Below are 20,060 nucleotides of genomic sequence, written 5' to 3'. Positions count from 1 at the left end.
GCGGCATGAGCTGGCCTCTGAGCGCCTGGACCAGGTTCTCAAGATGGCGTTCTCGCCCCCGCACGATCGTCAGCACACTGATCCGTGGTACTACCGGAAAGGTGTCCGCGGCTTGTCCCATGCACAACCCTTCTCTTGGTCACCAGGCCTTGCGCGGCCCGCGTTCTGTTCGTCAGCAGGCCGCCTTCGCCTGACAGGCGCCGCCCGTGGAAGGCGGTCACCCCGTCTAGGACGCCGGCGGCGTGGGGGTAGCTTGAAACGTATGCTCTCCCTACCCGTGCAAGGGCGTCAAGCTCCCGTGTGTAGTTGGACACGAGGATGGGATGTCCCGCCATGGTTAGCATCTCGGTGTCGTTGCCGCTGTCCCCGGCCGCGAGAACGTGCCCGGGAGCCACGTCCAGCTTGGCCCTGAGGTAGTCGAGCGCGTGACCTTTCGAAGCCCGGTGCGGCAGCACGTCGAGGAAGCGCCCATGGCTGAAGATCACGATGACTTGATGTCCCAGCCCTCTCAGCCAGTCGCGCAGACGCGCCGCGATGCCGGGGTCGTCAGGACACAAATAGCCGAGCTTGAACCGCCGCTGGTCCCGAGCGGGTTGCGGCACGAGGTTCGGTTCGGCTTCGCGGGCGAAACGCAGGACCGCTTCGTGAACCGCCTCGGCGTCCCAGTCCTGTCCGATGTGACGCGCCCAGTCGTCGTCGGCGCTGAGCGTCCAGTCGCCGTCATGCAGATGGTAGATCTCCGAGCCGACCGAGGTGATCATCGCGTCCGGGACCGGTGCGCCCCAGCGGCGCAACACGTCGATCGCGCCGTGAAGGCTGCGCCCCGTGTTGACGACGAAGTGGTGCTCCCGGTCGCTCGCCCGCCAGCGGCCGAAAGCGGCGAGCGCCTCTTTGTCGCCGGTCAGCGTGTCGTCGATGTCGCAGGAAAGGAGGAACCGGCGCTGCCTCGACAGCACGACCGGCGCGGGGCGGGGGCGGGTCAGGCGACGCGCGAGGCGAACGTAGTCGGCCGAGTGGCGTGGCCAGTCGTAGTAGCTACAGCTCGCAAGGCCGTTCCGCACGCACTCGGCCCAACGCGCCTCGTTCGTCAGCAGCGAGAGCGCGCCGGCGGCTATGTCCGCACTGTCGAGCGGGTCGACGAGGACGCCGTTGCGACAGCGACCGACGATGTCGCTCGGCCCGCCCGAACGGGTCGCGACGACGGGAAGGCCGGCTGCAGCCGCCTCGAGAAGGGTCAGGCCGAAGGGCTCGTTGAGTGCCGGGTTGACGAACACGCCGCCGAGCGAGGCGGCGGCGGCGTAGATGCCCGGAACGTCGGCAGGATCGTGTGCCTTCGGCAACGCGACTTGGCCGTAGAGGTCGTAGCGGTCGACGAGGTAGAGGAGTTCCTCGAGGACCGCGCGGTTCTCAGGCACCTGATGCTTCAGGTCGCCGCGCGTGCCTGCGAAGACGACGAGGTTCGCGCGCTCGCGCAGCGCCGGGCTCTCGCCGAACGCCTTCACGAGACCAGTCAGGTTCTTCTTCCGGACCGGCCGGGCGAGGGCGAGGAGAGGCGGCTTGCTCGGATCCGTCAGGAACCGGGCGACGCTTTCTTCCCACGCCGTTCGCGGCGCCGCCTCGATTTGGGCGGGGTCGAGGTAGCAGCCCGGCGGGTTGACCGTGATGCGCGCGGGGTCTGCCGCGCGGTAGAGGCCGTACTGCAGCTCCGCCTCGTCGCGGCTCGAAGCGATGATCGCGTCCGCCGCCCCGATGACGGCCTCTTCGTCCCTGATGCGACGGTCGAGCACGCTGCTGCCGGTCGGCACGCGGCGCGGCGCCCGCGGCTCGCCGCAGGCCTCGGCCTTCACGCGCCCAAGACTGTGAGCGGTGAAGACGAAGGGGAGACCAAGCTCGCGCGCGGCCCTCATCGCGATCACGCCGCCGTCGGCGTAGTGGGCATGCAACAGGTCCGGCAGGCGCGGCAGCGTTTGAAGGTAGGTCAGGAAGGCGGCGGTCAGCGCATCGTGATCCTTCCAGAGCGCCTCCTTCTCCAGGTAGTCGTCCGTGCTGCCGCGCAGACGCACGATCTCGGTCTTCGCGTCGTAGCGCTCCCGGGGACGGGCGTAGTCGGGGCCGAGCGCACCGTCGCGGAACGCGCGCGTAACGATCTCCTGCCGCATCACCTCGGGCCTTGCGCCCGCGTGCCGAACGAGGTCCAGGACGTAACGGATGTGACCGCCCGTATCGGCCGTCACGCCGTAATCGATCGGACCGGCCCGAAGGCACCCTTGCAGCGCGACGTGAAGAATGAACATGAAGCCACAACAGGAGTCCGCCGGTAGGGTTCCTCACCCCGCCGTGAATCTTACAGCCTCTTGCTTTGAATCAAGAAATCGGAGTCCCTTCCGTTGCGTATCGCCCAGGTCTGCCCCCTCTTCCTGACCGTCCCGCCCGCCGACCGGGGCGGCACGGAAAGGGTCGTCTTCGACCTGACCGAGGCGCTCGTCCGGGCGGGTCACGACGTGACGCTGTTCGCGGCAGACGGCTCGCTGACGAGTGCCCGGCTCATCGGCCAAGGACCGGCCATCTCCGCAATCGAAGATGCGCCCCCCGGCCTGCCCGGTGCCCGGGAGGCGGTGATGCTGGATGCGGTGGCGGCGCGGGCGGGGGCGTTCGACGTCATCCACTGCCACACCGAGTTCGCGCACGCCGCGGTCCTCCGCGACGTCCGGGAGCGGACGCTGACCACGGTCCATTGGCGCCTGGACCAGGCCGACCGGAACGCCTTCTTCGAGGGTTTCCCGGACCTGCCCATCGCGGCGATCAGTAAGGATCAGGGCAGCGCCTATGTCGGCGCGAACCTGCGCGGCGTCGTCCATCACGGACTCGACGCGGACAGGTACGAGGCGGGGCCTGGCGGGGGCGGCTACGCCGCCTTCATCGGGCGGATGACGGACCAGAAGCGGCCTGACGCCGCGATCCGCATCGCGCGGGGGGCGGGGCTCTCCTGCCGCCTCGCGGGCGGCGTCGACCTCGGCAACCCGCGATACTTCCGCGAGCGGGTCGAGCCCCTCCTGGGTACGGACGCGGTCTTCGTGGGGCCGGTAGGCGACGCCGCGAAGCAGGACTTTCTCGGCGGCGCGGAGGCGCTTTTGTTCCCGATCGACTGGCCCGAGCCCTTCGGCCTCGTCATGATCGAGGCGATGGCCTGCGGCACGCCGGTCATCGCGTACCGCCGCGGCAGCGTGCCGGAGGTGATCGAGGAGGGGGTGACGGGCTTCATCGTCGAAACGGAGGACGAGGCGGCAGCAGCCTTGATCCGCGCAAGGACGCTGGACCGTGCCCAGGTCCGGGCGCGGTTCGAAGCGCGCTTCACCGCGGACCACATGGCGGCTGGCTACGCCTCGATCTACGAAGGCCTCTTGTCGTGAGCTTCCCCTTCCTCTCGGCGCACGTGCCGGACAGCCCCCGGGTCAGCCGCTATCAGGTCTTCGGCGAGCGCTGTTCGGGCACGAACTTCCTGATCCGCCTCCTCGAGACGAACGTGACCTCGGCGATCTTCACGGAGGTCTTCGGGTTCAAGCATTGGTTCGTGCCCGAGGCGCTCTGCCTGCCTGCCGACACGCTCGGCCTCGTCATCGTGCGCAACCCCGAGGACTGGCTCCAGAGCCTGCACGAGAAGGCTTGGCACATGCCAGAAGAGGTCGCGGCCCTGCCGTTCGCGGACTTCATCCGGACCGAATGGCGATGCGTCTGGGACGACCACTTCCTCGGCGTGCCGGACGGTCACCCCCAATGGGGCTCGGAGATGGTGCATGAGCGGCAGGCCTTCGCAGCTGCGCCGATCGCGGACGCGGTGACGCTGCGCCGCCTCAAGGCAGAGAACTGGGAACGCCTCGCGCAGCGGTCGCCCGCCTTCGCCTTCCTACGGTACGAGGACCTTCGGGCGGACCCGCAGGGGTTCCTCGACGCCCTTGGGCGATGGGGCATGTTCTACGACGAGTACCGGCCGGTCGGCAGCTACAAGGGCGAAGGCAACAAGATCTTCGCCCCCAAGGCCCGCGCCCCGCTCTCCGATCAGGACAAGGCCTATGTCGACGAAAGGCTCGACCTAGAGCGCGAGGCTCTCTGGGGATACCGCTGAGCGGCCCGCCTCGGCGATCTCGATGAGGCTTTGGCCGTAGACGGTCTTCTTGAGCTTCTCCCCGTGCTCGCGAAGCTGGTCGCGGGTGATGAAGCCCTTCGCGTAGGCGATCTCCTCGGGCGAGGCGACGAGGAGGCCTTGGCGCTCTTGCACGGTCTGGATGTAGTTCGACGCCTGCAGCATGGATTCGTGCGTGCCTGTGTCGAGCCAGGCGTAGCCGCGCCCGAGCCGTTCCACGTCGAGCGTGCCGTCGCGCAGGTAGGTGAGGTTGAGGTCGGTGATCTCGAGTTCGCCGCGCGGCGAGGGCTTGAGGCCCCTGGCCCGCTCGCAGACGGTGGCGTCGTAGAAGTAAAGCCCCGTGACCGCCCAGTGCGACTTGGGGCTGGCGGGCTTCTCCTCGATCGACAGCGCGCGGAAGTCCTCGTCGAACTCGACGACGCCGTACCGTTCGGGGTCGTGCACGTAGTAGCCGAAGACCCGGGCGCCGGCGTCGAGGCCGGCCGAACGCATCAGCTTCTCCTGGAGGCCCGAGCCGTAGAAGATGTTGTCGCCGAGGACGAGGCAGGCGGGGGCGCCGTCCAAGAACTCCTCGCCGAGCAGGAACGCCTGCGCGAGGCCGTCGGGCGAGGGCTGGACGACGTAGGTCAGCTCGATGCCGAACTGGCTGCCGTCGCCGAGGAGCTGCTTGAAGCGGTCCTCCTCGTGCGGCGCGGTGATGATCAGGATCTCGCGGATGCCCGCCAGCATCAGCGTCGTCAGCGGGTAGTAGATCATCGGCTTGTCGTAGATCGGTAGCAGCTGCTTCGACATCACCATGGTGAGCGGATGAAGCCGCGTGCCGGAGCCGCCCGCGAGGATGATGCCCTTCATGGGTTTGGTCATTGGTCGTCCTTCAAAACCGCTTCGACGGTGCCTGCGACGGGCACGTGCCAGTCGGGGCGCGTCACGCCGAAGGTCTCTTCGATCAGCGCGCAGTCCAAGACGGAGTAGGCGGGCCGCGCTGCCGGGGTGGGGTAGTCGGAAGAGGGGATGGCGGTCAGCGCGACGCGCTCGCCGGTCTGCGCCGCAAGGGCTTCGAAGATGGCGGCGGCGAAGCCGTGCCAGGACGTCTGTCCGCTGGCGGTGTAATGGTAGAGACCCGCGGTTGCCTCGCGCCCTTCGAGTTGTTGGCGCACGATGCGGAGCGCCGCTTCGGCGATGTCCCCCGCATGGGTCGGCGTGCCGTGCTGGTCACTGACCACGCTCAAGGCCCCACGCTGCCGGCCGACGCGGATCATCGTCTTGAGGAAGTTCGATCCGACGTCTGAATAGACCCAGGCCGTGCGCATCACCGTGCCGAGGGGCGCGGACCTGACCGCCGCCTCGCCCGCTAGCTTGGTCCGGCCGTAGGCGCCCAGGGGCCGCGTCGGATCGCCTTCGCGATAGGGGCGCTCGCCCGTCCCGTCGAAGACGTAGTCGGTCGAAAAGTGCAAGAGCGGGACGCCGGCGCAGGCAGCGGCGAGGTTCGCCGGGCCATCCGCGTTGACGGCATGGGTGCGTGCTTCGTCCCCCTCGGCCTTGTCGACGGCCGTGTAGGCGGCGGCGTTGACGACCGCGTCGGGCTTCTCGGCGCCGATCACGCGCGCGACCGCCTCGCGGTCGGAGATGTCGAGATCCTTCGAGCCGAGCGGGATCGCCACGAAGCCGTGCGCGTCGGCGAGCCTGGTCAGGTAGGTCCCGACCTGGCCGTGGGCGCCCGTGATCAGCAGGCGGTCCATCAGGAGGCGAGGCCCAGGCGTTCGCCCTTGTAGGAGCCGTCGCGGATCGCCTGCCACCAGTCGCGGTTGTCGAGGTACCAGCGCACCGTGCGGTCCAGGCCCTCTTCGAAGTCGACCGAAGGGGTCCAGCCGAGCTCCCGCTCGATCTTGGTGCAGTCGACGGCGTAGCGCGCGTCGTGGCCCGGCCGGTCGGTGACGTACTCGATCAGGTCTTCGCAAGACGAGACCGCACCCGCGCCGCTCGCATCGACAGCGGCGCAGATCGCGCGCACGACGTCGATGTTCTTGCGCTCCGCCCGGCCGCCGACATTGTAGGTCGAGCCCGGCTTCGCCTGTTCCGATACGAGGACGAGGGCGCGGGCGTGGTCGTCGACCCAGAGCCAGTCGCGTACGTTCGTGCCCTGACCGTAGACGGGCAGCTTCTTGCCTTCGAGCGAGTTGATGATCATCAGCGGAATCAGCTTCTCGGGAAACTGGTACTCGCCGTAATTGTTCGAGCAGTTGGTCGTGACGACCGGCAGGCCGTAAGTCTCACCCCAGGCGCGAACGAGGTGATCGGAGCCCGCCTTCGATGCCGAGTAGGGCGAGTTCGGCTGGTAGGGGCTGTCCTCGCGGAAGAGGCCCTCTTCGCCCAGCGTGCCGAAGACTTCGTCCGTCGAGATGTGCTGGAAGCGGAAGTCCTGCTTCGCGCCGTCCTTGAGGCCCATCCAGTAACGCCGGGCGGCTTCGAGGAGGACGTAGGTGCCGACGACGTTCGTGTTCACGAAGGCGGCCGGGCCGTCGATCGATCGGTCGACGTGGCTCTCGGCGGCGAAGTGGAGAAGCCGGTCGGGCTTGTAGCTGTCCAGGACGTCCCCGATCGCCTTGGCGTCGGTGATGTCGGCCCTAACGAATTGGTAGCGCGGACTGTCGGCAACGGGCGCGACCGAGGCTAGGTTCCCGGCATAGGTCAGCGCGTCGAGGTTCAAGACCTCGTGATCCGTTTGCTCGATCAGGCGGCGGACGACGGCGGAACCGATAAAGCCGGCCCCGCCCGTGATCAGGTAACGCATGAGTTCGCTTCCGTCAGGCCGCAGGCCGGTCGAGGCTGCGGCAAGAATAAGGGGCCCCCTCGTCGAAGACGAAGGGCGTGTCGATGTCCTGCAAGAGAGGCGCCGCGCGATCCTTGTCGGACAAAACCGGGTCTGTAACGCCCCAATCGATGCCGATCGCGGGATCGTCCCACCGGACCGCGCCCTCGCGCTTCGGGTCGTAAGGCGCATCGACCTTGTAGAGGACGTGGGCGTCCGGCGTGAGCGTCGCATAACCATGCGCGAAGCCGTGCGGCACGAAGAGTTGCTCGCCGCCCTCGGCCGTCAGCTTGGCGGCGACGTGGCGGCCGAAGGTCGGCGAGCCGCGCCGGATGTCGACGGCGACGTCGAGGATGGCGCCGGTGACGACGCGCAGAAGCTTCGCCTGCGCGGATGGTCCGAACTGGAAGTGAAGGCCGCGGATCGTTCCGGCCTCGGCGGACCAGGCGTGGTTGTCCTGAACGAAGGCGCCCGCTTCGAGCAGTCCCCAATCGGCACGCCACGTCTCCGAGAAGAAGCCGCGTTCGTCCCCGAAGCGCCGCGGAACGACGCGCCTGACGGGGGGTACCGCTGTCTGCGCGATCTCGGCCATGCTGCCTTCCTCGAGTAGCGGGTTCGGTTAGCCAGAAGCGTCTAGCCCTGCAACCGTGCCGGCTCGGCCCGCGCCGCAGCGATCAATGCTTGGCGAGGCACGAAGCTTGCGGACAGCCTTTGATTGTCCCATCGCCGGGCCTGCGGTAGACCCTTTGTCTGCTGGTCGAGGGCACCGGCGATACGTCACGCAGGGTCGCAACGATGCGCTTCAACTTCGCACCTCAGGACATCCTACGGATGGTGAGGCAACGCTGGTACTGGTTCGCGATCCCCTTCGCGATCCTCGCCATGCTCGGCCTGTTCGCGATCTCTCAGATGCCCGCTCTCTACAAGAGCCGGGCACTCCTGCTGGTCGAGGGGCAGCAAATTCCCGACGACATCATCCGGTCCACCGTGCAGGCCGAGGCGGAGGAGCGCATGTTGCGCGTTCGCGCCCAGGTCATGGCGCGTGACAACATCATCCGCGTCGGCGAGCGCTACGGCGTCTTCGGGAACGAGCGAATGACCCGGACCGAGAAGAACCGGATCATGCAGGATCAGGCCAGGATCGAGATCGATCGCCGGCAGACCGGTCGGCGCGGACAGAACGCTTCCGTGATGGCGGAGATCAGCTTCATGGACGCCAACCCCGCCCTGGCCCAACGCGTGGCGAACGAGCTGATGACCCAGTTTCAGGCCACAATCGTCGAGATCCGGACCGAGCAGGCGAGCGGGACGACCGACTTCCTTCGCGAGGAAGAGCAGAAGGTTCGCCGCAACCTCGCTCAGATCACCGACGACATCGCGCAGATCAAGGCACAGAACCCGAACGCGCTGCCCGACAACCGCGGCCTGTATCAGTCGACCTATCAGCGCCTTCTGATCGAGCGGGACCGGATCGAGTCGCAAATCTCCGACACGCAAACCCAGATCGGCGTGCTCCAGTTGCAAAAGCCGGTCTTCGAGAGCGCCGGCTCGCCCGAGGAGCAGGATCTGCGCGCGAAGAAGCGCCTCTTGGCGCAGCTGCGCCGCCAGTATCAGGAGACCTATCCCGACGTCATCGCCCTCAAGGAGGAGGTCCTCGACCTCGAGCGCGACCTCGATCCGAGCGCTTTCCGCGAGGATGCGCGCGAGGAGATCGCGCTGCTCGGGCGCCAGCTCGAGGATGAGGACGAAGGAAGCGCCGATTACGATCGCATCGCGGCCAGGCGTTCGGAGCTTCAGGAGCAGGTTCGGACGCTTTCGGCGACCAATGGGCCGGTGACCGCCTCCGAGGCGAGCTATCAGGGCCAGATGATGACCCTGACCAGCCGCATCGAAGGGCTCACGCAGGCGCGGGCGGACATCGATCGCCAGGTCGAGGACCTCGAGAGCCGCATTGGAAAGCTTCCCGAAGTCGAAACAAGGCTGTTCACGCTCGAGCAGGAACGAGAGCGGCTGAGCCGCGACTTGGCCGGCATCCAAGCCAAACGGCAGGAAGCCATGCGCTCCGAGAGCATCGAGCAGCAGCAAAAGGGCGAGCGGGTGCTCGTGCTCGAGCAGCCCATCCTGCCCGACGAGCCGTCGAGCCCGGACAAGCCGAAGCTCGCCCTCGCCGTCTTCGCCTTCGCGGGCGCCCTGGCCGGTGCGCTGGTGCTCATACCGGAGGTCCTGTTCGCGAAGGTGCAGTCGAAGTCTCATCTCGAGGACATGATGCCCGGCACGCCGGTCATCGAAGTTCCCCGCTTCCAGACCGCAGACGAGCGGACGCCGAAGCGGATCGCCATGGCGTCCCTGACCGCAGCGACCGTCGTCCTCGGCGTCGCCCTGTCCTGGACCGCATATCAAACGCTCACCTGAGCGCGAGGAGGACCTTATGAGAGAGTTCGAAGAGGCCCTTCGCCGCGCCCGCGCAGGCGTGAGCGATCCCCTGCCGACCAAAGACGGCCCCGCCGTCGAGCCGCCGGTGCGCCAGGAGTATGCGCGTCGCGCGGAGCCGCAACCCTCGCGCCCGCAGGTCCAAGCGCTGCAGCCGCTGCACGCGCCGTCCGCGCCGTCGAACACGCACGTCTTCCCGCCGCTGACGGCCGACATCGCCTTCTTCCGCGAGAGCTTCGGTAGTCAAGGCGGAGACAGCGCGGTCGTGGACGGTGCCTTCCGCATCCTGCGGACCCGCGTGCTCGAGGCGATGAAGGTGAAGGGCGGCCAAGTCCTCGGTATCACCTCTCCCGCGCCCGGCGCGGGGAAGACCGTGACGGCGATCCACCTCGCCCTCGCCTGTGCGCGCCGTCCCGAGCAGACCGTCATCCTTGCCGACTTCGACTATCGTCGGCCGGCCGTCGCTCAGTACCTCGACGCGACCGGCTTCAAGCCCTCGATCGACTACTTCCGCGGAGAGGGGCAGGCGCTCGACTATCTCTACCGGAACGAAGCGGGCAACCTGCTCTTCATGCTGACCGACCGCTCGACGGAGATGAGCGCAGAGCACCTCGCGAGTTCCCGGTTCGCCGCCGCGCTCGATTCCCTTCGCGGCGTCGCGGAGGACGCCCTCGTCATCCTCGACCTGCCGCCCATGACGGGATGCGACGACACGCTGGCGGTCATGCCCCGCCTCGACGGCGTCTTGCTCGTGGTCGCGGCCGGCGAGAGCCGTTTCAGCCACCTCGAAGAGACGGTCGCTCAGATCCCTAAGGACAAGCTGATCGGGACCGTCCTCAACAAGGCGGAAGGCGCCGGCGCCGCCTACGACTACTACTGATCGGCCGGGGGCGGCGCAGGCCGCCCCCGAGCCCCTTACGCGTGCCCGACCGGCGGCTCGCCGCCCTGCGCCGCGCGCGCCTTCTGCATCGTGTACATGCCGGCGAAGTCGAGTGGCTCAAGCCGGAGCGGGTTGAAGCCGCCATCCGCCGTCGCCGAGGCGATCACCTGACGTGCGAAGGGAAACAGAAGCTGCGGCGCGGTGACGAGCAGCACGCCTTCGATCTGCTCTTGCGGCACGTTCTGGATCAGGAAGAGCCCGGCATAGTTCGTCTCGACGACGAAGACGGTCTTGCCGTCGCGGGTCGCCGTCGCCGAGCAGCTCAGTTCGACCTCGTACTGGTCGGAGCCGAGGCCCCGCGCGTTGACGTCGACCGCGACTTCGACGGCGGGCGGCGGCAGGTCGGGCCGCACCATTTCGGGGGCGTTCGGGCTCTCGAAGGACAGATCCTTCACGTACTGGTTGAGGACGCGCATCGCCGGCGCGTCGCCGGGCGCGCCTTCGGGACCTTGCGGCGTTTGGGGTTCGGGCGGAGTCTCAGACATCGGCAGCCTTCGGTTTGCGTCGCGGCGGGGTAACGGCACGACGCGAGACCGGCAAGGCTTGACCGGACCGGGCGGCGCCGCCACCCCGCGCCGCATGGACGCCGACACTCTTCCCCTTGCCACCGACGCCCTGACGGTGGCGGCCGTGATCCAGCTCTCGGTCGCGCCGGTCTTCCTGCTGGCCGGGGTCGGGGCGATCCTGAACGTCATGACCCAACGCCTCGCGCGGGTCATCGACCGGGCGCGCAAGATCGAGACTCTGCTCGAGGAGGGCGAAGGCCCCGAGGAGACGCGGCGTCACCGGCGCGAATTGGCGGCGCTGTCCCGGCGGATGACGTTGATCAACGGCGCGATCGGTTCGAGCGCAGCCGCCGCGCTCGCCGTCTGCTCGGTGGTCGCGCTCCTCTTCGTCGGGGACCTTCTCGGGCTCGACCTCAACGTCCTGATCGCGATCCTGTTCGTTGCCACCATGGGCCTGCTGATGACGGGGCTGACGCTCCTCCTCCTCGAGATCTCGGTGGCGATGGGGTCTGTCCGGGTCCGAACGGAGCTCTTGATGGACCGTCAGGACCGCCAAGACCGTCGGCAAGGAAAGGAAGCTTGACAGCTGGACGGCGCCGATCCATTGTCAAGGGACGTTGACAAGGAGAAGGGGGCGTGGGTGCTGGCGCGTGGCGTACCGCTTCGATCCCCCTCGCTTCGGCGAGCGCGGGTCTGGTGATCGCGCCGTGGCAGAACGGCGGCTCGGCGGTCCTGATGGTCTCGGCCGACTTCGTCCTTGCCGGTAGCCTCTCTTACGCCATCGTCGCTCGACCGACGGAGGAGGCGAAGCGAGGCAGCCTCGACCTCGTCTTCGGCGACATGTCGGACCCAGGGCGGCGCACCATGATCTATGCGGTGCCGCACGTCTTCGCTCTGATCCTTCTGAGCAAGGGCGAAGCCGGCGAAGAGGTCCTGATCGCGGCGTGCGCGACCTACGTCGCGGCGCTCGGGCTGCCGAAGCCCGGCTTCCTCGTCGACCATGTCGGCTTTGCCACCATGATCTACGCGAGCTGCTACCTCGTATGCCTGCCACGCCGGCGGCCCCGGCCGGCAGGTGCGGCGTCGTGAAGAACGCGCTTCCCGAGCTGCGCGCCGAGCGGGGTTGGTCGCAGGCCCGCCTCGCCCAGGCGCTCGGCGTCTCGCGGCAGACGGTGAACGCGCTCGAGACCGGGCGATACGACCCCTCCTTGCCGCTCGCCTTCCGCATCGCGCGCCTGTTCGATCGGCCGATCGAGGGCATCTTCCACGACGAGGAGGCGTCGACGCCGGCAGCCGAGTGAACTCTTCGCAGCGCCTGTCGGCGACGCGACGCCTCCGCGCGTGTTAGCGGTTCGCCTTTGACGAACCGGAGCCGTCCATGCGTTGGGAAGACTATCGCCGCAGCAGCAACGTCGTGAACCGCCGAGGCGAGGGCGGCCGATCTTTCGGCGGGGGCGGGGGCATGGTCGGCCTCATGCTGCTCCGTGCGATTTTCAGCCGCTTCGGCATCGTCGGCGTGGTTGTCGCCGTCGGTGCCTTCTTCCTGCTCTCGCAGATGGGCGTGAACCCGCTGGGTTCGTCGGGTGGCCAGAGCGTGCGCGGCGGCGAGGGCGGCACCAGTCCCTATGACGCCGAGATCGACGCGATCCTGGCGACGACGGAGGACGTTTGGACCGAGCAGTTTCAGGCCAACGGCCTCGGCGACTATCCCGAACCGACGCTGAACCTCTTCGCGGGGGGCGTGCAGACCCAGGGCTGCGGTTTCGCGAATGCCGCCGTCGGGCCTTTCTACTGCCCGGGCGGCCAGCAGGTGTACCTCGACACCTCCTTCTTCGAGCAGCTCGACCGCCAACTTGGCGCCCCCGGCGACTTCGCCCGGGCCTACGTCATCGCGCACGAGGTCGGCCACCACGTGCAGACCGTGACCGGCATCTCCCAACAGGTCTCGCAGATGCAGGCCCGCACGGGCGAGCGTTCGGGGGCGGACTCGGCGCAGGTCCGCATGGAGCTGATGGCGGACTGCTTCGCCGGGGTCTGGGCCAACAACGCGCAGCGCCTCGACGGCTTCACGCTCGAAGAAGGCGACATCCAGGAAGGTCTGCGCGCGGCGCAGGCCATCGGCGACGACGCCCTGCAGCGGAAGTCCCAAGGCCGGGTTGTGCCGGACAGCTTCACCCACGGCACCTCGGAGCAGCGCCAGCGTTGGCTTTCGGTCGGCTACAGGTCCGGCGACATGCGCGCCTGCGACACGCTGAGCGCGCAGGACCTCTGAACTACTCTGCGGCCAAAGCGGCCTGCGCTTCGCCGGCCCAAAGCCTGTCCGCGGTCTCGTCGAGGTAGCCTGCGATCTTCGCGCCGGCGTCCTCGGCGAAGAGGGCGCGCTGAGCGTCCAGGTCCAGCGCCCTCGCCGCCTGGATCGCCGCACGCCAGCCCTCGTCCCCTCCTGGCCATACGGTAAGGGTGTGAGCCGCCCCCGCCCGGTGCAGCGCCTCTGCCTTGCGCACCTGCTCGCCGAAGTAGCGCCACTCGGGCACGCACAGGAACGGGCGTCCGACCCGGGCGACCTCGTGCACCGTGTTGTCGCCGGCGCTCGCGATCACGACGTCGGCCGCGGCGATCCAGGTCAGCGGGTCCTCGACCCAACCGTGCTCGGTCAGGTTCCGAAAGTCCGTCTCGTGCCCCTCGCGCACCGTCTGGCCGATCACGTGCCAGTCGGCGCCGGGCAGGGCGCGGCACCCCATCGTCAGCGGCGCGTAAGGCGTGCCCGCGCCGCCCCCGCCCGTTAGGGTCAGGATGACTTCTCGGTCGGGGTCCAGGCCGAGCTTCGCTCGTGCGGCGGTCTTGTCCGGCACAGGGGCCGTCGTCGTGCATAGGCCTCCGGAGTAGAAGGTCTTGGCGCGGGCCCAGGCTGGATAATCCGCCTGCTCGATCGTCTCGTCGAACGGTGCCACCATCCCGACGCAAGCCTCGTAGGCGGCGACGTGGCTCGGGTCGTTCCGGTCGCCATGCATCCGCACCTTCACCGCAGGGACGGAAAGGATGCGTGAGAGGAGAGCGATCTCGGCCGAGACGTCGATGAAGAAGAGCGCCGGGTCGCGCTCGCGCAGCGTCTGCGCGATCTGTCCCATGTGCTCGCGCACCTCTGTCACGCCCAGCGGCGCGCAGTAGAGGGTCGGGCTCGCCGGCGCGTCGTGAAGGGCGGGCGTGCGGCTCGGTGCGCCGATCATGTTCGGTAGGGGGACGACCTCGGCACTGCCGGGCAGGTCGGTAAAGAGGCCTGGGTCGGCGCAGAGGATCACGGCCGGGCGCTTCAAGTGCTGCAAGATCGCCTCGCAGCGCTTGGCATGTCCGCGCCCCTGATGATGGACGAAGAAGGCGATCGGCTTCGCGCTGGCAGCGTTGCGGGTCGGCATGGCGGTCTCACTCGTTCCCTGAGCGTAAAAGATAGGTGAGCGCTGCGTTTGGCCACTCCCAATTTGGTGCTGCGGTTGCGAACTCAGGTCACCCCGCGGTGTTCAGGGAGGTAGCGCAGCCCGCCGGCGGACCCGTCCGTCGGTCCTAGACGGAACCGCTTCATGACAAGCTCCTCGACCCAGCGGCCCACCGGCCCGCGCGCCGCCCGTGTCGCCTTCGTTGGAACCTACCCGCCCCAGCAATGCGGGCTTGCGACCTTCTGTCAGGACCTGCGCCGGTCGGTTGAGGCGGCCGCGCCCCTCGGCCATCCCGTCGTGCCGGTCGCGCGCGAGGGCGAGCCCGTCGCGCGAGGCGCCCTTACGGTGATCGACCGCGACGACGAGGAGAGCTACCGGGAGGCGGCGCGCGTTCTCAACCGGTCCAATGTCGACGTCGTCTGCATCCAGCACGAGTTCGGCATCTATGGCGGCCCGGCGGGGGCCTTCATCGAAGCCTTCCTGACCACGCTGCGAAAACCGATCGTCAGCGTCCTGCACACCATCCTGCCGGACCCGAACGACGATCAGCGCCGCGCGATGGAAGCCGTCATCGGCCACTCGATCAAGCTCGTCACCATGGCCGAGCGAGGCGCGGCGATGCTGCGCGAGACCTACGGCGTGCCGAGCGATCAGATCGCGCTCATCCCGCATGGCTTCCCCGACCGCGCCCCTGGCGACCGGGCGGCGCTGAAGGAGGCGCACGGCCTCGCCGGCCGCAAGGTGCTTCTGACCTTCGGCCTGCTCGGACCCGGCAAGGGCCTCGAGAACGTCGTCGAAGCCTTGCCTGCCATAACGAGCGCCGTGCCAGAGGCGACCTATGTGATCGCGGGCGCGACCCATCCCGGTATCGTGGCGCAGAGCGGCGAGTCCTATCGAGAAGGCCTCGTGGCACGGGCGCGCGAACTCGGCGTCGAGGCGCATCTGCACTTCGTGAACCAGTACCTGAAGACGGACGAGCTTCTGGACCTTCTCCAGCTCTCCGACGTCTACGTGACGCCCTACCTCAACCCGCGCCAGATCACCTCCGGCACGCTGACCTTCGCCTTCGGCATGGGGCTGCCGATCGTCTCGACGCCCTATTGGCACGCGGAGGAGCTGCTGACGGACGGGCTCGGCCGGATCGTCCCCTTCGCCGACCCGGACGCCATCGCCGAGGAGGTAACGGCGCTCTTCACGGATGACGAGGACCGCGCGGCGTTGTCGGCCCGGATCTGGGAGGCGGCCCGTCCCATGACCTGGGACGCGGTTGGCGCGTCCTACGCTGCGCTCTTTGGCGCCGCCGCGGCGGAAAAGCCGACTGGCAGGGTCCGGGTCGTCGACTTCCGCCGCACGGGCGAGGCGCCGCAGAGCGTGCCGCCCGCCCGACCGCTCGTCCAGCAGCCCTTCGGTCACCTCCTGCGCATGACGGACAGCGTCGGCATCTCGCAACACGCCGTCTTCAAGGTGCCGGACCGGGCGCATGGCTATTGCACCGATGACTGCGCGCGCGTGCTGATCGCCTGCGGCGCCGCAGCGGGGCGGGCGGACGTCGATCCCCGCCTCGGGGATGCGGTCTCGGCCTGCGCGGCCTTCCTCGAGCACGCCTGGAACCCGGAAGCGGGTCGGTTCCGCAACTTCCTCGCCTATGACCGCCAGTGGCTGGAAAGAACGGGTTCGGAGGACAGCTCGGGCCGCGCGCTCTGGGCGCTTGGGGTCGCGAGCGCAGACGCCTACGATCCCGCGTTGCGGGAGTGGGCGGAGCACCTCTACCTCAAGGTCCGCGACCTGCGGGAGCATGTCACGTCGGCTCGTGCGCTCGCCTTCTGCGTCCTCGGCGAGGCGGCGCGCCGCCGCCGCCGGGGACCGGACGGAGACGCCGTCTTCGAACGCTTCGGCGCGCTGATGATGCATCAATGGACGGAGGTCGAGAAGCGTGCCCGTCAGGGCGGACACGATTGGCGCTGGTTCGAGACCGCACTCGCCTACGACAACGCCCGGCTTTGCGAGGCGCTTCTGGAAGCGGCCGCCGTGTGCGGTCGGGCGGACTGGCGGAAGACCGCAATCGAAGCGCTGCGTTGGCTGACCCGGGTCCAGGACGGGGGCGATCACGTCCACCTCGTCGCGACGGGCAATTTCGGCCGAGACTTCGCCGCCGATGCGCTCTGCGACGAGCAGCCGGTCGAGGCGACGGCGATGATCGACGCGGCCGCGGCGGCCTACCGCGCGACGGGCGAGGCGGCGTGGTTGCGCGTCGCGGACCGCTTCTTCGCGTGGTTCACGGGCGGCAACCGTCTGCACACCCCTCTCGTCGACCTGTCGGACGGCGCCTGCAAAGACGGCTTGCATGCGGCGCGCCCGAACGGCAACTGCGGCGCCGAGTCCGTACTCGCCTACGCCCAAGCCGCCGCGACCATCGCGGCGCTGCGGACAAGGGCGCCTAAGGCAGCGCTCGGTTCGGGCGCATGAGACCGTAGACCGAAGAGGCCGGGGCGGCGCCCCCGGCACAGGAGAGCCTATGAGACTGCTGGACGGTGCCCGACTGCAAGACCTCGCCTTGCCGCCCGATCAAGAGGCGGTGCTGCTGCAGCCTTTCGGGCCGGTGGTCATCCGAGCGCCCTATCAGAGCAACGAGGCGGGCAAGCTGCGGGCGACGGCCCACCGGCTCTGCGGCATAACGGACGAGCACGCAGAACGCCTCCTCGACTCCATTCGTGCTCACTACGTCCATCGACACCCCGATTGGGATTCGATGGTCGAGGACCGGTGGGAGAAGATCCGCCACGGCCTCATCGACATCGACTGCATCGGACCGCTGCGTCAGCGCCTGATCGCGAGCTACTTCCTGTCCGAGTACACCTTCAAGTCCACGGCCTACTTCAACCCCTCGATCGTGCCGCACCCGGACGACGAGGGCGGCGAGGGGATGCGCGTCGTCCTGTCCGTCAGGGCGGTTGGCGAAGGGCACATCTCTTCCGTCGCCTTCCGAGAGGGGCGGATCGGGGCGGACGGCACGCTCAGCGTGCTGGAAACGCCCGACGTCTACCAGTCCGGCGTTCTCAAGGGCTTCCGGATGCGCGAGGGGACGATGACCGAAGCGAAGGTCGCCGAGGTCGGTTTCGAGCACGAGGGCGAGCTCGGCTCGCGCATCCTGTTCCCGCTGACGGCCGCGACCTCGAACGGGCTCGAGGATCTGCGTCTGATCCGGTTCGAGGACGGTGGCGAACGCACCTATTACGGGACCTACACGGCCTATGACGGCCGACACATCGCCTCGCAGCTATTGCGGACGGACGACTTCAAACGCTTCGAGCTGATGGAGCTCGAGGGCGATGCGGTCGGCAACAAGGGCATGGGGCTCTTCCCCCGCCGGGTCAACGGCCACTATGCCATGCTCGGCCGTCAGGATGCGGAGCGGGTCTGGCTTCTCTACTCCGACGACATCGGCAACTGGTCCGGCGGCGAGGTCATCCTCGAGCCCGCCTACGACTGGGAGTTCATGCATATGGGCAATTGCGGCTCGCCGATCGAGATCGAAGAGGGTTGGCTGATCCTGACGCATGGCGTCGGCCCGGTCCGCGAGTACACGCTCGGCGCCGCGCTCGTGGACTTGGACGATCCCTCTAAGGTCATCGCCAGGACGCCCCGCCCCCTGATCGCGACCGACGAGACCGACCGTCACGGCTACGTCCCCAACGCCGTCTACTCCTGCGGCGGCATCGTCCACAACGGCCGCCTGGTCCTGCCCTTCGGCCTCGCCGACTACGAGGTCCGCTGCATGGACATCGGTGTGCGCGACCTGATCGATCAGATGGAGCGGGTCTGAGGGGCTAGGCTAAAGCCTCCGCCCAACCGTCCGGCGTTTCGTAGTAGTAGCCGATCATGCCGAGGCCGTCCCCGGCGGGGAGGGACGAAGCTGTAACTTCCGGCTGGACCGACACATGTAGTGTGTAGCTGCTTTCTGTCTGTACAGGCTCTTGATCGTATTGTTCATCATACGAGTACTGACCGACGATAATATAGAAGTCTCCTGCTCCCAGAATCGTAGTCAGAAAACTATCTAGGTTGTGGGAAGACGGGCCAAGACTATTCGTGCCTGGATCTTCTACAAAACCGTCATCGTTGAAAGCGATCCTGTTGCCTGCAAAATCTTCGATGGCGATGTAGCAATCAAAGCTGCCTGCACCTTCATAGCCCTTCCAGGCTCCGTCAACGTCGATAGTTACCACCGTGTCCTGTTCAAGAGTTACCAGGTAGTACTGCAGGTTAACGCCGTCGGTTCTGGCATCTACGGTGACGGCGTAACCAAGGTTACCATTTGCGATGATCGGATTTTCGGACGGCGCGAACTGATTTGAGAGATCTAGTGCGGAGTAGGCGCTTCGGTTCCCGTCTACTTCTGTTATTCCTACTTTGCCATCGCCGTGCGCAAGGCCATTCGGCAACGCGTAGGTAGTGGGACGCGGGAAAGCAGCGCCAAAGGTCGTGACGCTTTCATGATCTCCAACGATGATATCGTCGCCATCGCCGCCGAAAATAATATCCGATCCGTCGAGCCCATAGATAATGTCGTTGCCACTACCGGCACTTAGCTGGTTGGCACTTTCGTTTCCGACAAGAACATCGTTTCCGCCCCCCGTCGCACCATTCTCAATGATCGCGCCACTTGCGATGGTAAAGCCGCCGTGGATGCCTTCCACGTAAGAAAGGAGCCCCCCGCCAGTCGGGCTATCATCAATCGTCGCGTCGTCAAGAAAAACGTAGGCGTCCTTATTGCCATCGTAGCGGATCGTATCCGTCCCGCCCGCATCCCATATTGCTGCGTAACCAGTCGCCACCCCACTACTGCCAGCTGGGGCGTCCGAATCAGCTAGCCGGTAGATGTCGTTCCCACGACGCGTCGAATTGTTTGCCCCGTAGATCGCTTGGATCGCAGCAATGTCGAGCGCCATCGGACTCTGATTCCACCCATATTCGCGAGGAAGGAACTCGCCTTGATCCCACCAACCATCCGCATAGCCCATTACGGTGTAGAGGCCTTGGTTTAGACCGAAGGTACCCGTATCAGTATCGTTTGTTACGCCTAGAAATAGGTCGTCGTCGTGAGGGTGCTCTAGGCCTAAAGCATGACCGAGTTCGTGCAGAAGGGTCACGAAACCATAGCCGCCAGGCTTAAGCCCAGCCGCAGTCCACCCCTCTCCAGCAATGTTGAACTGTCCGAATGTTTGCGCGCTGGTGCTACCGTACGGTAATTCGTGGAACCCGAGGTCAGTTGGGTCCGCACGGTAGAGACTCTCTACAAAAGTCGCGCCACCCTCGTCTACTGCCTCCTCAAACCTAATATTGGCGACCGCCGACCACGTCTCGAAGGCATTTGCCATCGCTGCAACTTCGTGCGGATCCCAGGTTTCAACGCCGGAATCGCTGAGGTGGTAAGTAAAGTGAAGAGGCGTGTTGTCGTCGTTACGCTCCCAAACCTGTAAGAACGTCAGTCCCCTCAGAACGGCACTGTCTTGACCGCTGTCGTCTCTAAATACCGCTGTCGGCATGCCGCCCCTCCTGCCCTTCAGCCCCTCTTAACCTACGGTAGATGAACGGTTCGCTGCCGTCACGAGCTGTATGGTTGCCAGCTCCTAACTTGAAGCGCGGGCCTCTTTGCGACTTCGGCGGGAACCAGCCTCGCCCCGCAGGCGTTCGCAGTCCGTCTTCGAAGGTGCACCGGGCGTCATCCGTCCGTCGCGCCAGGCAAGGGAGGGGCGCCGAGAGGCGCGTGGTCGGTAGATGGTAGCGCAGGATCGGGCAAGGG

General features: G+C 67.2%; 18 protein-coding genes. 10 read left to right on the top strand and 8 right to left on the bottom strand.

Annotated elements, in window-relative coordinates; all coding sequences use genetic code 11:
• Nucleotides 1–38 precede the first annotated feature (38 nt).
• The gene (locus GGQ59_RS01730) at nt 39–2,294 is read right to left on the bottom strand and encodes an HAD-IIB family hydrolase (protein ID WP_183815257.1); all 2,256 of its coding nucleotides are present in this window, start codon (nt 2,292–2,294) and stop codon (nt 39–41) included.
• Nucleotides 2,295–2,387: 93 nt separating this feature from the next.
• On the opposite strand from GGQ59_RS01730, the gene GGQ59_RS01725 reads away from it, so the two are divergent.
• Nucleotides 2,388–3,410 (top strand): glycosyltransferase family 4 protein, encoded by a 1,023-nt coding sequence (locus GGQ59_RS01725; protein ID WP_183815256.1) that lies wholly within the window; start codon nt 2,388–2,390, stop codon nt 3,408–3,410.
• Nucleotides 3,407–4,123 carry a hypothetical protein gene (locus GGQ59_RS01720; RefSeq protein ID WP_183815255.1) on the top strand — a complete coding sequence of 239 codons (717 nt, stop codon included), beginning with the start codon at nt 3,407–3,409 and terminating at the stop codon, nt 4,121–4,123. The genes GGQ59_RS01725 and GGQ59_RS01720 overlap by 4 nt, the downstream gene beginning before the upstream one ends.
• On the opposite strand, the gene rfbA is transcribed toward GGQ59_RS01720, so the two are convergent.
• Genes rfbA through rfbC form a run of 4 tightly spaced genes read right to left on the bottom strand, consistent with a single transcriptional unit; the run spans nt 4,091 to nt 7,542 of the window.
• Nucleotides 4,091–5,005 carry a glucose-1-phosphate thymidylyltransferase RfbA gene (rfbA, locus tag GGQ59_RS01715; protein WP_183815254.1) on the bottom strand — a complete coding sequence of 305 codons (915 nt, stop codon included), beginning with the start codon at nt 5,003–5,005 and terminating at the stop codon, nt 4,091–4,093. The genes GGQ59_RS01720 and rfbA overlap by 33 nt on opposite strands.
• Nucleotides 5,002–5,880, bottom strand: coding sequence for a dTDP-4-dehydrorhamnose reductase (rfbD, locus tag GGQ59_RS01710; protein ID WP_183815253.1), 879 nt, complete (start codon nt 5,878–5,880; stop codon nt 5,002–5,004). The genes rfbA and rfbD overlap by 4 nt, the downstream gene beginning before the upstream one ends.
• Complete coding sequence (gene rfbB, locus GGQ59_RS01705) at nt 5,880–6,932, bottom strand: dTDP-glucose 4,6-dehydratase (RefSeq protein ID WP_183815252.1); 1,053 nt, start codon at nt 6,930–6,932, stop codon at nt 5,880–5,882. Before rfbB ends, rfbD begins: the two co-directional genes overlap by 1 nt.
• A 13-nt stretch (nt 6,933–6,945) precedes the next feature.
• Nucleotides 6,946–7,542: a dTDP-4-dehydrorhamnose 3,5-epimerase gene (rfbC, locus tag GGQ59_RS01700; protein WP_183815251.1), complete on the bottom strand. Its 597-nt coding sequence runs from the start codon at nt 7,540–7,542 to the stop codon at nt 6,946–6,948.
• 203 nt (nt 7,543–7,745) lie between these two features.
• Between rfbC and GGQ59_RS01695 the strand changes: the two genes are divergently transcribed.
• Both GGQ59_RS01695 and GGQ59_RS01690 read left to right on the top strand, forming a co-directional pair.
• The gene (locus tag GGQ59_RS01695) at nt 7,746–9,362 is read left to right on the top strand and encodes a GumC family protein (RefSeq protein ID WP_183815249.1); all 1,617 of its coding nucleotides are present in this window, start codon (nt 7,746–7,748) and stop codon (nt 9,360–9,362) included.
• A 16-nt stretch (nt 9,363–9,378) separates the two neighbouring features.
• Nucleotides 9,379–10,260 carry a CpsD/CapB family tyrosine-protein kinase gene (locus GGQ59_RS01690; RefSeq protein ID WP_183815247.1) on the top strand — a complete coding sequence of 294 codons (882 nt, stop codon included), beginning with the start codon at nt 9,379–9,381 and terminating at the stop codon, nt 10,258–10,260.
• Between the two features lie 35 nt (nt 10,261–10,295).
• On the opposite strand, the gene secB is transcribed toward GGQ59_RS01690, so the two are convergent.
• A complete protein-coding gene (secB, locus tag GGQ59_RS01685; protein WP_183815244.1) occupies nt 10,296–10,805 on the bottom strand; it encodes a protein-export chaperone SecB in 510 nt (169 codons plus the stop codon).
• Between the two features lie 58 nt (nt 10,806–10,863).
• Here secB and GGQ59_RS01680 point away from each other — a divergent pair, with 58 nt between their 5' ends.
• The 4 genes from GGQ59_RS01680 to ypfJ all read left to right on the top strand — a co-directional run bounded on the left by GGQ59_RS01680 (nt 10,864) and on the right by ypfJ (nt 13,098).
• On the top strand, nt 10,864–11,409 hold the full coding sequence (locus tag GGQ59_RS01680; protein ID WP_183815242.1) for a DUF2721 domain-containing protein: 546 nt from the start codon (nt 10,864–10,866) through the stop codon (nt 11,407–11,409).
• Nucleotides 11,410–11,462: 53 nt separating this feature from the next.
• Entirely contained in the window at nt 11,463–11,915 is a 453-nt protein-coding gene (locus GGQ59_RS01675) for a hypothetical protein (protein ID WP_183815240.1), read from the top strand.
• Nucleotides 11,912–12,127 carry a helix-turn-helix domain-containing protein gene (locus GGQ59_RS01670; RefSeq protein WP_183815238.1) on the top strand — a complete coding sequence of 72 codons (216 nt, stop codon included), beginning with the start codon at nt 11,912–11,914 and terminating at the stop codon, nt 12,125–12,127. The genes GGQ59_RS01675 and GGQ59_RS01670 overlap by 4 nt, the downstream gene beginning before the upstream one ends.
• A 77-nt stretch (nt 12,128–12,204) precedes the next feature.
• Nucleotides 12,205–13,098 carry a KPN_02809 family neutral zinc metallopeptidase gene (gene ypfJ / locus GGQ59_RS01665; protein ID WP_183815236.1) on the top strand — a complete coding sequence of 298 codons (894 nt, stop codon included), beginning with the start codon at nt 12,205–12,207 and terminating at the stop codon, nt 13,096–13,098.
• Between the two features lies 1 nt (nt 13,099).
• On the opposite strand, the gene GGQ59_RS01660 is transcribed toward ypfJ, so the two are convergent.
• Nucleotides 13,100–14,239, bottom strand: a complete 1,140-nt coding sequence (locus GGQ59_RS01660) for a glycosyltransferase (protein WP_183815234.1) — start codon at nt 14,237–14,239, stop codon at nt 13,100–13,102.
• 162 nt (nt 14,240–14,401) lie between these two features.
• Between GGQ59_RS01660 and GGQ59_RS01655 the strand changes: the two genes are divergently transcribed.
• Both GGQ59_RS01655 and GGQ59_RS01650 read left to right on the top strand, forming a co-directional pair.
• A complete protein-coding gene (locus tag GGQ59_RS01655; RefSeq protein WP_183815231.1) occupies nt 14,402–16,723 on the top strand; it encodes a glycosyltransferase family 4 protein in 2,322 nt (773 codons plus the stop codon).
• Between the two features lie 49 nt (nt 16,724–16,772).
• Complete coding sequence (locus tag GGQ59_RS01650) at nt 16,773–18,080, top strand: glycoside hydrolase family 130 protein (protein WP_183815230.1); 1,308 nt, start codon at nt 16,773–16,775, stop codon at nt 18,078–18,080.
• Between the two features lie 4 nt (nt 18,081–18,084).
• Here the strand turns inward: GGQ59_RS01650 and GGQ59_RS01645 are convergent, their stop codons facing one another.
• A complete protein-coding gene (locus GGQ59_RS01645; protein WP_183815229.1) occupies nt 18,085–19,803 on the bottom strand; it encodes a matrixin family metalloprotease in 1,719 nt (572 codons plus the stop codon).
• Nucleotides 19,804–20,060: the final 257 nt, after the last annotated feature.

The sequence above is a fragment of the Parvularcula dongshanensis genome (assembly GCF_014199615.1).
GTDB lineage: Bacteria > Pseudomonadota > Alphaproteobacteria > Caulobacterales > Parvularculaceae > Parvularcula > Parvularcula dongshanensis.
The sequence above is the reverse complement of the archived record's forward strand: the minus strand, read 5'-3'. Positions and strand labels throughout refer to the sequence as shown.

Excerpts from the sequence above, each read along its gene's own strand:
- GGQ59_RS01730 (WP_183815257.1), bottom strand. The coding sequence starts at position 2,294 with ATGTTCATTCTTCACGTCGCGCTGCAAGGGTGCCTTCGGGCCGGTCCG.
- rfbA (WP_183815254.1), bottom strand. The coding sequence starts at position 5,005 with ATGACCAAACCCATGAAGGGCATCATCCTCGCGGGCGGCTCCGGCACG.
- rfbD (WP_183815253.1), bottom strand. The coding sequence starts at position 5,880 with ATGGACCGCCTGCTGATCACGGGCGCCCACGGCCAGGTCGGGACCTAC.
- rfbB (WP_183815252.1), bottom strand. The coding sequence starts at position 6,932 with ATGCGTTACCTGATCACGGGCGGGGCCGGCTTTATCGGTTCCGCCGTC.
- rfbC (WP_183815251.1), bottom strand. The coding sequence starts at position 7,542 with ATGGCCGAGATCGCGCAGACAGCGGTACCCCCCGTCAGGCGCGTCGTT.
- GGQ59_RS01695 (WP_183815249.1), top strand. The coding sequence starts at position 7,746 with ATGCGCTTCAACTTCGCACCTCAGGACATCCTACGGATGGTGAGGCAA.
- GGQ59_RS01690 (WP_183815247.1), top strand. The coding sequence starts at position 9,379 with ATGAGAGAGTTCGAAGAGGCCCTTCGCCGCGCCCGCGCAGGCGTGAGC.
- secB (WP_183815244.1), bottom strand. The coding sequence starts at position 10,805 with ATGTCTGAGACTCCGCCCGAACCCCAAACGCCGCAAGGTCCCGAAGGC.
- ypfJ (WP_183815236.1), top strand. The coding sequence starts at position 12,205 with ATGCGTTGGGAAGACTATCGCCGCAGCAGCAACGTCGTGAACCGCCGA.
- GGQ59_RS01660 (WP_183815234.1), bottom strand. The coding sequence starts at position 14,239 with ATGCCGACCCGCAACGCTGCCAGCGCGAAGCCGATCGCCTTCTTCGTC.
- GGQ59_RS01655 (WP_183815231.1), top strand. The coding sequence starts at position 14,402 with ATGACAAGCTCCTCGACCCAGCGGCCCACCGGCCCGCGCGCCGCCCGT.
- GGQ59_RS01650 (WP_183815230.1), top strand. The coding sequence starts at position 16,773 with ATGAGACTGCTGGACGGTGCCCGACTGCAAGACCTCGCCTTGCCGCCC.
- GGQ59_RS01645 (WP_183815229.1), bottom strand. The coding sequence starts at position 19,803 with ATGCCGACAGCGGTATTTAGAGACGACAGCGGTCAAGACAGTGCCGTT.